This is a genomic window from Pseudomonas inefficax, from assembly GCF_900277125.1.
Taxonomy (GTDB): domain Bacteria; phylum Pseudomonadota; class Gammaproteobacteria; order Pseudomonadales; family Pseudomonadaceae; genus Aquipseudomonas; species Aquipseudomonas inefficax.
The window spans coordinates 48823-62561 of sequence record NZ_OPYN01000200.1 but is presented as its reverse complement, the minus strand read 5'-3'; the positions used below and the strand labels follow the sequence as shown (position 1 = coordinate 62561).

Below are 13739 nucleotides of genomic sequence, written 5' to 3'. Positions count from 1 at the left end.
GCTCAGCCTTCCCGTTTACCGTCGAGCAGACGCCGCAGTTGCAACGGGTTGCCGTGCTGCAGCGCCTGCGGCAGCAGGGCATCGGGGAAGTCCTGGTAGCACACCGGGCGCAGGAAGCGCAGGATCGCCGCCGTGCCCACCGAGGTGGTGCGGGCGTCGGAGGTGGCCGGGAATGGCCCGCCGTGCACCATCGCGTCGCATACTTCTACACCGGTCGGCCAGCCATTGACCAGGAGGCGGCCAGCCTTGCGCTCGAGGATCGGCAGCAGCGCGCGGGCGCTGGTGATGTCGGCATCGTCCAGTTGCAGAGTGGCGGTCAGTTGGCCCTCCAGATGCTCGGCCACCTGGCGGACTTGCTCATCGTTGGCGCAGGCCACCACCAGCGACGCCGCGCCAAAGACTTCGGCCTGCAGCGCCGGGTCGGCGAGGAACGCTTCGGCCTGGGTCACGAACAGCTGCGCCTGGCACTGGTTGGGGCCTTGCCCGACCAGGCCACTGGCGGCGGGCTGGGCATTGGCGTTTGCGGCCAGGGCGCCAACACCAGCCTGGTAGGCACTGAAAATGCCCGGGGTAAGCATGGTCTGCGCCGAAGCCTGGCGCACATGTTCGCTGGCGGCGTCGATGAAACGCTGCAACGCCGGCCCTTGACGGGCAATCACCAGGCCGGGGTTGGTGCAGAACTGGCCGGCACCCTGGGTCAGCGAGGCGACGTAGCCTTGTGCCAGTGCCTCGGCGCGGGTCTGCAGGGCGGTGTCGAACAGGAACACAGGGTTGATCGAGCTCATTTCGGCGTACATCGGGATCGGTTCCGGGCGGGCCTGGGCCGCCTGCCACAGCGCAATGCCGCCACTGCGCGAGCCGGTAAAGCCAACGGCCTTGATGCGCGGGTCGCTGACCAGCGCAATGCCCACTTCACGACCGGAGCCGTACAACAGCGAAAACACACCGGGCGGCAAGCCGCACTGCTTCACAGCCTTTGCCACTGCCTGGCCGACCAGCTCGCTGGTGCCCGGGTGGGCGCCATGGGCCTTGACCACCACCGGGCAACCGGCGGCCAGGGCCGAGGCGGTGTCGCCACCGGCAACCGAGAAGGCCAAAGGGAAATTGCTGGCGCCGAATACAGCCACCGGCCCCAGGGCCACCTGGCGTTGGCGCAGGTCGGCACGTGGCAGGGGCTGGCGCTCGGGCTGCGCGTTGTCGACCCGCACGTCCAGCCATTCGCCGGCCCGCACCACACGGGCAAAAGTGCGCAGCTGGGTGCAGGTGCGGCCACGCTCGCCCTGGATGCGCGCCTTGGGCAGGCCGGTTTCGGCCACGGCGCGGTCGATCAGGGCATCGCCGAGGGCTTCGATTTGCGTGGCGATGCTTTCGAGAAATTGTGCCCGTTGTTCGAGCGAAGTTTCGCGGTAGGCATCGAACGCCGCCCAGGCCAGGGCGCAGGCCTGGGCCACGTGTTCGCCGGTGCCACCGAGGTAGGCCGGCTCCAGCGCCAGGCCGGTGGCCGGGGCGATGGCACGGATGGCTTCGCGGCTGCCGGTTACCGGCGTCTGGCCGATCAGCAGGTTGCCTGTGAGGGTCATGGAGCCTCCTTTGGAATCAATATCAAGGGAGAACGCAGCCCTTGTGGGAGCGGGTTTACCCGCGAAGCAGGCGACTCGGTGCCTGGCACCGGCTTCGCCGGTGTTCGCGGGTGAACCCGCTCCCACAGGGGCTGCGGCTCGGCCTGGAATCAGGTGATCAGGCCAGGTTCTGCTCAGCCGACCAGCTGGCGTACCAGGTGCGGAACAGCGCGTACTGCTGCTCGGCATAGTTGCGCTGGGTGTCGGTCAGTACATCGGTCTCGTTGAAGTGCAGGCTGTATTCGCTGTCGCCGTTCAGCACCATCAGGTGCTTGTAGTACAGCACCAGGTCGCAGCCTTCATCGAACGACGACAGCACCGCCAGCGCCGCTTCCAGTTCGCGCGCCAGGCGGCGGGCCTTGGCGTCACCCTTGGCCGCCTGCTTGCTCAGGCTCACCAGGTGCAGCACCTCACGCGGCAGGGCGTTGCCGATGCCGGTGATGGCGCCGGTGGCGTTGCAGTTGACGAAGCCATGCACCACCTGGGTGTCGACGCCGACCATCAAGGTCACATCATCATCCTTGGAGGTGATGTGCTCGGCGGCGTAGCGCAGGTCGGCGCCACCGCCGAACTCCTTGAAACCGATCAGGTTGGGGAACTCGCGGCGCAGCTCGAAGAACAGGTCGGCGCGGGTGGCGAAGCCATAGTACGGGCTGTTGTAGATCACCGCCGGCAGCTTCGGTGCGGCTGCCAGGATGGCCGAGAAGTGGTGCTTCTGGGCAATCAGCGAGGCACCGCGGCTGAGCACGCGGGGGATGACCATCAGGCCGGCGGCGCCAACCTTGGCCGCGTGGGCAGCGTGGGATACCGCCTCACGGGTGTTCACCGCGCCGGTACCGACGATAGTCGGAATGCCGGTGGCCACCAGGCGCGCCACGCCTTCCTGGCGCTCGGCCTCGGTCAGCAGTGGCCAGTCACCCATCGAACCGCAGTACACCACGGCGCTCATGCCAGCCTCGATCAGCTCGCGGCCCTTGCGCACCAAGGCGTCGAAGTCCGGCTTGCGCTCGGCGGTGCAGGGGGTCATCAGGGCGGGCATGGTGCCGGTGAAGATGTTGTTGGTCATTGTTGTCACTCCTCGCGATATTCGATTTTTTTGGAAAAAGCCGGGGTCAGATGCCCCAGGCGAACGGGTCCTGTTCGTCGATCAGCAGGGTGCTGTCGGCGGTCATGTAGGCGCGGCCGGTGATGAACGGGCGAATGCGATCGCCGTCGTGCTCGTAGCGGCCCTGGAACTGGCTGCCGGTGATGCTGGCCTGTACCCAGGTCTGGCCTTGGTCGAGCTTGCCGTCGGCGGCCAGGCAGGCCAGCTTGGCGCTGGTGCCCGTGCCGCAGGGCGAGCGGTCGTAGGCCTTGCCGGGGCACATCACGAAGTTGCGGCTGTCGGCGTTGGCGTCGTCGGCGAACAGTTCGACGTGGTCGATGGGCGCACCGTTTTCACCGGTGATGCCCTGGGCTTCGAGGGCCTTGAGCATCGCCCAGGTGTACTCGGTCAGCGCCTCGCGGTTGCCCAGCTCGATGCGCTGGCCGTGTTCGGAAACAAGGAAAAACCAGTTGCCGCCCCAGGCGATGTCGCCGCGCACCGGGCCATGGCCGGGCACGTCCACCAGCACCTGCTGGCGATAGCGGTAGGACGGCACGTTGCCGACGGTGACGGCGCCGTCTTCATGCAGGGTGGCGCTGACCTGGCCCACCGGGGTGTCGATCTTGTGCACGCCCGGTGCGATCAGGCCCAGGTGCTGCAGCGAGGCGACCAGGCCGATGGTGCCGTGGCCGCACATGTTCAGGTAGCCAGCGTTGTTGAAGAAGATCACACCGCAAGTGGCGTCGGCCGATACCGGTGGGCAGTACAGCGCTCCGACCAGCACATCGTTGCCACGAGGCTCCAGCAGGCAGGCGCGGCGCCACTGGTCGTGCAGCTCGCGCAGCTCGTCACGTTGCTCGGCCATGCTGCGGCCATGCAGTTGCGGGAAGCCTTTCATCACCAGGCGGGTAGGTTCCCCGCCGGTGTGCGAGTCGATGACGTGAACGTGTTTCATGGGCATATCCATTCGAGAGTGGGTCAGGAGACGACGGCGGCAGGGCGCTGGCCTGGGTAGCTTTCAGAGGAGGCTTCGCTTTCATCGTCGCCCTCCAGGCGCACCAGGTGTGCAGGTACGCCGGTGGCAGCACCCCAGTAGTAGATGCCCAGCGCACAGGCGGCCACGACCACGGTGTCGAACGGGTGGCCGAGCACGCCCAGGCCACCGAAGCTGCCCAGCCACGACAGCAGGATGGTCACGGCGTAGAAGCCGATCAGCCATGCCGACGAGCGCACTTGCTGGGCCAGCGACAGGTGCTGGGTCGGCACGAAGCGGCCGCACAGCAGGTACAGCACGAACATCACGATCTGCAGGGCCAGCAGCCAGGACACCGTCTTCCAGCCCGACCAGTACACGATCAGCGCGGCGATGATGAACGACAGCGGGCCAAGCACACCCATGCCCTTGACCCGGAACGGGCGCGGCATGTCGGGGGCGTTGCAACGCAAGGCGGCGACGGTGACCGGGGCCACGGCGTAGCTCAGTACCAGGGCGGCGGAAACCACGTTGATCAGCGCTTCCCAGGACGGGAACGGCAAGGTCCAGAACACCGACAGGCCAAAGGTCAGCCACAGTGCCGGGCGCGGGATGCCGGACTCGGCGTCGATGCGGGTGAAGTACTTGAAGAAGGTGCCGGTTTGCGCCCAGCCGTAGACCACGCGCGGGGTGGCGTTCATGTAGATGTTGCCGCAGCCGCTGGGCGAGATCACCGCGTCGGCCACCACCAGGTAGGCCAGCCAGCCCACGCCCAGGGCCAGGGCGATATCGCGGTAGGGCAGGGCCAGTTCCTTGGTCACTGCGGCCCAGCCGTTGCTCAGCATCTCGGTCGGCACGCTGCCAAGGAAGGCCAGTTGCAGCAGGGCGTAGATCGCGGTGGACAGCAGTACCGAAAGGATCAGTGCGATAGGGATGGTGCGTTGCGGGTTCTTCACCTCGCTGGCCACCGAAATGATCGGCGTCAGGCCCAGGTAGGCGAAGATGATGCCACCGGCCGATACCGCCATTTCAACGCCGGACAGACCGAACGGGGCAAAGCCCTGGACCTCGAAGTTTTCTGGCTTGAAGAAGGTGAACAGAACGCCGATTACCAGCAGCGGCACGATGAACTTGAACACGCTGACCAGGTTGTTGGCCTTGGCGAAGGTTTTCACGCTGCGGTAGTTGAGGAAGAAGAACAGCCCCAGCAGGGCGAACTGCACCAGCCAGCCGAGCACGGTCGGGTCGCTGGAGCCGGCCTTGGTCAGCCCAGGGAACCAGGCGGCGGCGTATTGGCGCGATGCGACCACTTCGATGGCGATCAGGCTGGAAAAGGCGATCAGGGTGATGAAACCCATCAGGTAGCCCAGCAGCGGGCCGTGAGAGTAAACCGGGTAGCGCACCACGCCCCCGGCACGCGGCAGGGCAGCGCCCAGTTCGCAATAGACGATGCCCAGCAACAGAACGGCGAAGCCGCCAAGGAACCAGGACAGGATGCCGGCCGGGCCGGCGATGGCCGAGACGTGGCTGGCGGCGAACAACCAGCCTGAGCCGAAGATGGCGCCTAGGCCGATGAAGGTGAGGTCCAGCAATGACAACTGTTTTTTGAATTTGCCTGACATGGGTTCGCCTTTTTGTTGGTTATTGGATAGGCAGGTCTGATGTCACGAGATGCGGCTTTTTGGGCCGCGCTCTTGTAGGACTTGGGGCGGCTTGCGTGGGGCATAGAGTGGACCGATCGGGGCGACGGTTCTTGATGGTTTTCTGCAGGGGGAATGACGAAATCGGCACAGTTGCAAAAAAACAGTGGTGGGAGGGAAGGGCGGTGGATAGGCTGTAAGCCATACCGCATAAGGGTTGTAGACATTTACTCGCTGTGCCGGCCTCTTCGCGGGTAAACCCGCTCCCACAGGTATCTCCGCAGCTTTCGAGGGCTGCGCAGTACCTGTGGGAGCGGGTTTACCCGCGAAGAGGCCGACACAGCAAACCGAGCTAGAGCAGATGACCGACACCCCCCTGGCAACCCTCTACCAGTCCCTCGACCAGCACCGCCCCACCAGCCTCGAGGCCTTGCTCGCCGGCGTATCCCTGCTGCTGCCGATCCTCGACGCCATCCCCAACGCCGCGATCTTCATCAAGGACCCGGCCGCCCGCTACGTGCTGGCCAACACCACCCTGGTCCAGCGCTGCGGCCTCAAGCGCCTGCAACCGCTGCTGGGCAAGACCAGTGCCGAAGTGTTCCCGGCACAACTGGGCCCCGGCTACACCGAGCAGGACCGTCGTGTTCTCAAGGAAGGCCTGGTGCTGGAAGACCAGCTGGAACTGCACCTGTACGGTAGCCGCGAGCCTGGCTGGTGCCTGACCCACAAGCGCCCGCTGTACAACCAGGCCGGCGAGATCATCGGCCTGGTGGGCATCTCGGTCGACCTGCAGTCAGCCGCCGACAGCCACCCCGCCTACCAGCGCCTGGCGGCGGTGGACGAGCATATCCGCCGGCATTTTCACCAGCCGATCAGCATGGGCGAGCTGACCCGTATCGCCGGCATTTCCGTGGCCCAGCTGGAGCGCTACTGCAAGCGGGTGTTCCACCTGACGCCACGGCAGATGATCCACAAGGCGCGCCTGGAGCACGCCCACCGTTTGCTGCACTCGGACCTGCCGATCACCGAAGTGGCGATGTGCTGCGGCTATACCGACCACAGCGCCTTCAGCCGCCAGTTCAAGCAACTGACCGGCTTCACTCCGAGGCAGTACCGCCAGGCTACGGCGTAGTAGACGCGATGAAGCGGTTATAAACGTTTTGCGCGCGCTGCATTCGTGACAGCTTCAGTACTACCAGCACCAGGCCAAGAAACAGTATCGCGGACACAACCGCCAGAAACCGACGCTGGCCCTTCAGGCCCTTTTCAACTTCAACTGCGTAGTCGGTGGCCATGAAGAAAGAGCAGATGGTGTCCAGATTTTCTTCCGGCATGTAGCGGGTAAAGGGCGCCAGTCTTTCCGAAGACCGGCACTGGTCCAGCGTCAGCTTGTCATCCGGAAACCACATTTCAAACTTGATGTCCTGTTGCGACAGATAAAATGCAGGTGAGTCCGGCTCGTTTTTCAGCCATACCATCATGTACGGCGATTGGCTTGCCATGGGCAGGGGAGCCAGCAGCACGCCCAGTATGGCCAGCAGTGCAATGAAACACCTGAAGCGTTTCGGAGAAAATTTGCCGGTAGCGAACCTGGGGGCGTTGAAGTCGCTCCAGTCGATGTAGGCGCGGTTGCGGCTCAGGTCGCCGGGTGCCAAGCCGTTGTCGACGATCCAGCGATGGGCAAGGTTGGCCTCGTGCAGGTTTTTCGCGGGGATGTTGAACTCATAGCGAAAGTACTCGATTTCCCTTAGCTCCTTGCGCAGGTTGTCGAACTGCGAGTGGTTGTCGAATTCGGTGGTGCCACCGAAGATGCGCCAGATGAGGTCTCGAAGAAAGTACAGCGAACCGGCTCGTCTGTAGATAAACCACAACAGGATCCCCAGTAGTATGGGCGCGCCGATGCCGGCCAAGGGCGCCAGGTTCTCTATGCTCCAGAAGGATGAGGCCAGGTTTGTGGAAGTGTTCATGTCAGCTCCTTTAACGAAGTAAGCTGGCCTTGTGCATGCGCTGCCGGCCGGCGGGTCCGATGAAGCGACGATGATAAAGGCGCTTAATCTGACCTGTCGTTAGCGAAGCTTCTGAGTTGCCTGTAGGAAAGTTCTGCTTGCCGGGCCAAGCTCAGGCATTGGCGAACAATAGCCGCGCCTCATCGAAGCACTGCTCGGCAATTGCCGAACGCGGTTCGCTGCGCCGCAGCAGCAGGCCGACCGGGCTGTGGATGGCAGCGTCGGCCACCGGCAGGATACGCAGGTGCTCGCTCAGGTCTTCCAGGCCACAGTCCAGCGGCATGACCGCGCAGCACATGCCGGCGTTGATGGCCTGGATCAGCTGGAAGCTCGAGTCGCTTTCCAGTACCGCGTTCGGCTCAAGGCCACGGCTGCGGAAACTCAGGTCCAGCGACTGGCGGTAGTGCATGCCTTTGCTCAGCAGGCCCAGCGGAATGTCGCCCAGCTCGTCCCAGCGCAGGGTGTCGCTGGCGAACTGGAAGTGCCGGGTATCGTGCAGCAGGCCCATGGTGGTGGTGCCCAGTTCGATCACTTCGAAGAAGCTGGTGTTGACCTGGTCCAGGTAGCAGATGCCCAGGTCGAGCTGGTTGCGGCTGAGCCCGTCGATGACCTGTTCCGAGCTGAGCGAGCTGATCTGGAAGTGCAGTTCGGGGTATTTTTCACGTAGCGGCAGCAGCAGGTGCATGGGGTTGAAACTGGCCAGCGGCACCGTGCCCAGGCGCAGGCTGCCGACTACCTGGCCCCGGCAGCTGGCGGCCTCGGCCTGCAGGCCGTCGTGGGCGGCGAGCAGGGTACGGGCCCAGGCCAGGATGCGCTCGCCGGCCTCGGTGAAGCCTTCGAAGCGCTGGCCGCGCTTGACCAGCACAAGGTCCAGCTCGTCCTCCAGGTTGCGCAGGCGCATGGACAGCGTCGGCTGGGTGATATGGCACAACGCCGCCGCCTGGCCGAAGTGGCGGGTCTGGTCGAGGGCGATGAGGAATTTGAGCTGCTTGATGTCCATGGAAGTGCCTGGTATCGGGTTATGCAGACCTTAACCCACGTCTGCGATAGATGTCATTGATCAGTCGGTACGCCATATCGATTGGACGCCCCCGGGCCATGCCTCTAGCGTGGCGGCAATGCCACTCGAGGAGCCCCACCGTGCGCGTCCAACCCGACGCGGTCTTCGTACCGCTCAACATCGCCGTGCTGACTGTCAGCGATACCCGTACCTATGACAACGACACCTCCGGTGAACTGCTGGCCAGCCGTTCGGTGGAGGTTGGCCACCGCCTGGTGGCGCGGGCGTTGCTCAAGGACGATCTATACAAGATCCGCGCCCAGGTCGCCGCCTGGATTGCCGACGAGCAGGTGCAGGTGGTACTGATCACCGGCGGTACCGGTTTTACCGGTCGTGACAGCACGCCGGAAGCGGTCGAGTGCCTGCTGGAAAAGCGCATCGATGGCTTTGGCGAACTGTTCCGTGCGTTGTCGATTCTCGATGTCGGCACCTCGACCGTGCAAAGCCGAGCGCTTGCCGGGTTGTCCAACCGGACGTTGGTGTGCTGCCTGCCGGGGTCCACCGGGGCCTGTCGTACAGCGTGGGAAGGCATCTTGGCGGAGCAACTGGATGCGCGGCACCGGCCGTGCAACTTCGTCAAGCACCTGAAACCGATCGAGGCGTGTGCCAGCCGGGGCTGAGTGCTCTCCTGTTCTGGCCCTTTCGCGGGTAAACCCGCTCCCACAGGGACCCCACAGGTTTCGAACCCTGTGGGAGCGGGTTTACCCGCGAAGGGGCCGGCACAGCAAACCCCAACCATTCAGCTCAGTACATGGTCCACCGGCAGCAACGCCGGCGGTAGCTGTTGTTCCCCCAACCCCGCCAGCACATCGCGCTCCACGGTCCGCACCATGGCATCGGTGGGCAGGTCGTTCTCGTCGCGCCCGAACGGGTCTTCCAGTTCGTTGCCAATCGCATCCAGCCCGAAGAACGTGTACCCCACGATGGTGGTGAACAGCGGCGCCAGCCAGCCCAGCGGCTCGGCCAGGGCAAACGGCAACAGCAGGCAGAAGATGTAGATGGTGCGGTGCAGCAACAGCGTGTAGGGGAACGGCAACGGCGTGCCCTTGATCCGCTCGCAGGTGGCTTGCACTTCGGTCAGGCCCACCAGCCGCTGTTCCAGCAGGCTGTAGCGCCAGTCGCTGATCTGCTGCTGTTCGGCCAGCCGCGAGCAGTGCCCGCCGATTTCGCGCAGGATGGCGTCGCACACGTTGTGCGGGCTGATCGCTTCGGGCCGGGCCAGCCAGGGCCGGGCGGCGGCCAGTTCGTCCTCGCTGCGCAGCCGTGCATTCAGCGCATGGGCAAAGCCGCACAGGCTGCGCAACAGTTCGGCCCGCAGAGGTTCATCGGTAATCACCAGGCTTTCGCGTACGAACGAGCGGGTTTCGATGATCAGCTTGCCCCAGGCCTTGCGCCCCTCCCACCAGCGGTCGTAGCAGGCGTTGTTGCGAAAGCTCATGAAAATCGACAGCGACAGGCCAAGCAATGTGAACGGCGTGGCGCTGACCGGGTAGAAGAACGCCGGGAAATGCCGCTCGACCAACACGATCAGCGCGGCCAGCAGGGTGATTGTCAGGCAGCGCAGGGCAATGCGCTTGACGATCGAACCCTTGAGGGTGAACAGCACACGCAGCACATCGGGGGTAGGGTGGACGATCATGGAAGTCCAGAGACGGCTGCCTAGCCGCCAGTCATGTTCATGAAGCGCAGGATCTGCACGTCGCCACCGACTTCGAAATGATGGCGATAGGGCTTTAGGTGCAACGAGTCACGAATGGCCTTTTCCAGGCGTTCGGGGTTGCCGGGGTGGGCGCGCAGCACCTGCTTCAGATCCACCGAGTGTTCATTGCCCAGGCACAGCAGCAGGCGGCCTTCGACGGTGAGGCGCACGCGGTTGCAGGTTGCGCAGAAGTTGTGGCTGTGTGGCGAAATGAAGCCGACCCGGGTGTTGGCGGCTTCGGCCAGGCGCCAGTAGCGGGCCGGGCCCTGGGACGACTCGGTCGATTCGACCAGGGTGAATTGCTCGGTCAGCAGCGCACGTACTTCATCGCTGGAACAGAACGACTCGCCGCGTTCATGTTCGCTGATCACGCCCAAGGGCATTTCTTCGATAAAGGTGATGTCCAGTTCGCGGTCGATGGCAAAGCGCACCAGATCGACCAGTTCATGATCGTTGCGGCCCTTGAGGACCACGCAGTTGAGCTTGGTGCGCTTGAAGCCGGCCTGGCGGGCGGCGTCGATGCCGGCGATCACCTGATGCAGGTCGCCGGTGCGGGTCAGTTGCTTGAAACGGTCGGCGTCCAGGCTGTCGAGGCTGATGTTCAGGCGCGTCACGCCAGCGTCGAACAACGGCTGGGCCAGGCGCCCGAGTTGCGAGCCGTTGCTGGTCAGGCACAATTCGCGCAGGCCGGGCAGGGCGGCGATGCGCCCGCACAGGTCGACGATGCCCTGGCGCACCAGCGGCTCGCCACCGGTCAGGCGGATCTTGCGGGTGCCGAGGGCGACGAAGCGCTCGGCCACCTGGAACAGTTCCTCGAGGCTGAGGATTTGCTGGCGCGGCAGGAACTGCATTTCTTCGGCCATGCAGTACACGCAGCGGAAGTCGCAGCGGTCGGTGACCGACATCCGCAGGTAGTCGATTTTCCGGTTGAAGCCGTCGATCAGGGCCCGGCTGTTCTGTTCCACGTTCGCGCTCGAAAGGGTAGGGACTCGATTCAAGCTATAACCTGGGCGCCGGGGCGTCAAATTGCTTTGTCCGACTGATTGATCGATGGCCTCTATCATGGCTGCAGGCCAGGTATTTCAAAGTGTTGACCGCGTCGCCCAATTCGCGGGTAAACCCGCTCCCACAGGTAAAGCGCAGGACCTCGAAACTTGTGGGATCCCTGTGGGAGCGGGTTCACCCGCGAAGGCCACGCCGCGGTTTCAGCCCATGATCGAAACCGCTTATCACGCCGTAAGATCTTTCGATTGGACGGCTCTACCCCACGCTCCATAGGCTGGAAAAAAGCATCGAAGCGTGAGGATTCATCGCATGAGCCAGGACCAACACATCAGGGACTACAAGGGCGCCGCCGCCGGCTGGGGGGCGCTCAAGAGCGTGACCAAGAGCTGGCTGGGCAGCGACAATGCCTTCAAGAACCTGCGGGCCATGCTCAAGACCAACCAGAACGGCGGCTTCGACTGCCCCGGCTGCGCCTGGGGCGAGTCGCCGGAAAACGACATGGTCAAGTTCTGCGAAAACGGCGCCAAGGCGGTCAACTGGGAGGCCACCGGCCGTTCGGTGGACCCGGCGTTCTTCGCCAGGTACAGCGTCAGTGCGCTGGCCGAGCAGACCGACTACTGGCTGGAATACCAGGGCCGCCTGACCCACCCGATGCGCTACGACGCGGCCACCGACCACTATGTAGAAACCAGCTGGGAAGAAGCCTTTGTGCTGATTGCCCAACACCTGCGCGCACTCGAATCGCCCGACCAGGCCGAGTTCTACACCTCGGGCCGGGCCAGCAACGAGGCGGCGTTCCTCTACCAGCTGTTCGTTCGCGCCTACGGCACCAACAACTTCCCCGACTGCTCGAACATGTGCCATGAAGCCAGCGGCGTGGGCATGTCGGAAACCCTCGGCGTGGGCAAGGGCACCGTGGTGTTCCACGACCTGGAGCTGGCCGACGCCATCTTCGTCATCGGCCAGAACCCCGGCACCAACCATCCGCGCATGCTCGAACCGTTGCGTGAGGCGGTGAAGCGGGGCGCTCAGGTGGTCTGCTTCAACCCGCTCAAAGAGCGCGGTCTGGAGCGCTTCCAGCACCCGCAGCACCCGTTTGAGATGCTCAGCAATGGCTCTGAACCAACCAACACGGCCTACTTCCGCCCGGCCCTGGGCGGCGACATGGCAGTGATGCGCGGCATTGCCAAGTACCTGCTGCAGTGGGAGCGCGAAGCCCAGGCCAACGGCGAACCGCCGGTGTTCGACCATGCCTTCATCGCCGAGCATACCAGTGGCATCGACGCGTACCTGGAAGCCGTGGATGCCACACCCTGGCCGCACATCGTCGAGCAATCGGGCCTGACCCAGGCCGAGATCGAACTGGCCGCGCGCATGTACCGCAAGGCTGAACGGGTAATCATGTGCTGGGCCATGGGCGTCACCCAGCACCGCCACTCGGTGCCGACCGTTCAGGAAATCGTCAACCTGCAGCTTTTGCGCGGTAACGTCGGTAAGCCCGGCGCCGGCCTGTCACCGGTGCGTGGCCACAGCAACGTGCAGGGCGACCGCACCATGGGCATCGACGAGAAGCCCGGGCCGGCACTGCTCGATGCGATCGAAAAACGCTTCCGGTTTCGCGTGCCGCGTGCCCATGGGCACAACGCGGTGCTGGCGATCAAGGCCATGGAAGAGGGGCGGGCCAAGGTGTTCATCGGCCTGGGTGGCAACTTTGCCCAGGCCACGCCGGATACGCCGCGCACCCATGCGGCCATGCGCAATTGCGCGCTGACCGTGCAGATTTCCACCAAGCTCAACCGCTCGCACCTGGTCACCGGCCGCGATGCATTGATCCTGCCGTGCCTGGGCCGTACCGAAATCGACATGCAGGCCAGCGGGCCGCAAGGCGTGACCGTGGAGGACACCTTCAGCATGGTGCATATTTCCCACGGCCAGCTGCGCCCGCGCTCGCCGCACCTGCGCTCGGAGCCGTGGATCATCGCCGGCATGGCCCAGGCGACCTTGGGCAAGCAGCCGATCGACTGGGAATACGCTGTTGCCGACTATGGCCGCATCCGCAGCATGATCGCCGATGTGATCCCCGGCTTTACCGATTTCAACGAGCGCCTGCAGCACCCGGGCGGCTTCCACCTGGGCAACAACGCCGCCGACCGTACCTGGCGCACGGCCACAGGCAAGGCGCGCTTCAGCCCGCATCAGTTGCCGGAGCAACTGGTGAATGCCAAGGTGCTGGCGCGCGGTGACAAGCCCGACCTGATCTTGCAGACCCTGCGCTCGCACGACCAGTACAACACCACCCTGTATGGCCTGGATGACCGTTATCGCGGGGTGTTCGGCCTGCGTGAAGTGGTGTTCGTCAACGAGGTGGACATTCGCCGTATGGGCTTCGAGCCGGGCGAGCATGTGGACCTGGTGTCGCTGTGGGAGGATGGCATGGAGCGACGGGTGTCGGGCTTCCGCCTGGTGGCGTATGACGTACCCGAGGGGCAGGCGGCAGCCTATTACCCGGAGACCAACCCGCTGGTGCCGCTGGAAAGCTATGGCGAGGGGACCTATACGCCGACCTCGAAGTTTGTGGCGATCAAGGTGGAGAAAGCCAAGGCGGGGAACCGGATTGCGGCGGTGCTTGCTTCGGAATGATGGGCTGCCTGTA

The 13739-nt window shown here is 64.4% G+C and carries 11 protein-coding genes; 3 read left to right on the top strand and 8 right to left on the bottom strand.

Going from position 1 to position 13739, the window contains the following annotated elements:
- Positions 1-2: 2 nt before the first annotated feature.
- The 4 genes from JV551A3_RS24250 to JV551A3_RS24235 all read right to left on the bottom strand — a co-directional run bounded on the left by JV551A3_RS24250 (position 3) and on the right by JV551A3_RS24235 (position 5298).
- Positions 3-1580 (bottom strand): aldehyde dehydrogenase (NADP(+)), encoded by a 1578-nt coding sequence (locus tag JV551A3_RS24250; protein ID WP_133974733.1) that lies wholly within the window; start codon positions 1578-1580, stop codon positions 3-5.
- 157 nt (positions 1581-1737) lie between these two features.
- Positions 1738-2685: a dihydrodipicolinate synthase family protein gene (locus tag JV551A3_RS24245; protein ID WP_133974731.1), complete on the bottom strand. Its 948-nt coding sequence runs from the start codon at positions 2683-2685 to the stop codon at positions 1738-1740.
- Positions 2686-2731: 46 nt separating this feature from the next.
- Positions 2732-3658, bottom strand: a complete 927-nt coding sequence (locus JV551A3_RS24240; protein WP_112254211.1) for a 4-hydroxyproline epimerase — start codon at positions 3656-3658, stop codon at positions 2732-2734.
- A gap of 23 nt (positions 3659-3681) precedes the next feature.
- On the bottom strand, positions 3682-5298 hold the full coding sequence (locus tag JV551A3_RS24235) for an APC family permease (protein WP_133974729.1): 1617 nt from the start codon (positions 5296-5298) through the stop codon (positions 3682-3684).
- Positions 5299-5677: 379 nt separating this feature from the next.
- On the opposite strand from JV551A3_RS24235, the gene JV551A3_RS24225 reads away from it, so the two are divergent.
- A complete protein-coding gene (locus JV551A3_RS24225; RefSeq protein ID WP_133974727.1) occupies positions 5678-6448 on the top strand; it encodes an AraC family transcriptional regulator in 771 nt (256 codons plus the stop codon).
- Here JV551A3_RS24225 and JV551A3_RS24220 read toward each other — a convergent pair.
- Both JV551A3_RS24220 and JV551A3_RS24215 read right to left on the bottom strand, forming a co-directional pair.
- Positions 6438-7283 carry a DUF6216 family protein gene (locus tag JV551A3_RS24220; RefSeq protein ID WP_133974725.1) on the bottom strand — a complete coding sequence of 282 codons (846 nt, stop codon included), beginning with the start codon at positions 7281-7283 and terminating at the stop codon, positions 6438-6440. The genes JV551A3_RS24225 and JV551A3_RS24220 overlap by 11 nt on opposite strands.
- A gap of 151 nt (positions 7284-7434) precedes the next feature.
- The gene (locus tag JV551A3_RS24215; protein ID WP_133974723.1) at positions 7435-8322 is read right to left on the bottom strand and encodes a LysR family transcriptional regulator; all 888 of its coding nucleotides are present in this window, start codon (positions 8320-8322) and stop codon (positions 7435-7437) included.
- A 140-nt stretch (positions 8323-8462) separates the two neighbouring features.
- Between JV551A3_RS24215 and moaB the strand changes: the two genes are divergently transcribed.
- Positions 8463-9002, top strand: a complete 540-nt coding sequence (moaB, locus tag JV551A3_RS24210; RefSeq protein ID WP_133974721.1) for a molybdenum cofactor biosynthesis protein B — start codon at positions 8463-8465, stop codon at positions 9000-9002.
- A 119-nt stretch (positions 9003-9121) separates the two neighbouring features.
- On the opposite strand, the gene JV551A3_RS24205 is transcribed toward moaB, so the two are convergent.
- Together JV551A3_RS24205 and moaA are read right to left on the bottom strand one after the other, a co-directional pair.
- Positions 9122-10021 (bottom strand): bestrophin family protein, encoded by a 900-nt coding sequence (locus tag JV551A3_RS24205; RefSeq protein WP_133974719.1) that lies wholly within the window; start codon positions 10019-10021, stop codon positions 9122-9124.
- A 20-nt stretch (positions 10022-10041) separates the two neighbouring features.
- Complete coding sequence (moaA, locus tag JV551A3_RS24200; protein WP_133974717.1) at positions 10042-11046, bottom strand: GTP 3',8-cyclase MoaA; 1005 nt, start codon at positions 11044-11046, stop codon at positions 10042-10044.
- Positions 11047-11395: 349 nt separating this feature from the next.
- Between moaA and JV551A3_RS24195 the strand changes: the two genes are divergently transcribed.
- Entirely contained in the window at positions 11396-13726 is a 2331-nt protein-coding gene (locus JV551A3_RS24195) for an FdhF/YdeP family oxidoreductase (protein ID WP_133974715.1), read from the top strand.
- Positions 13727-13739 lie beyond the last annotated feature (13 nt).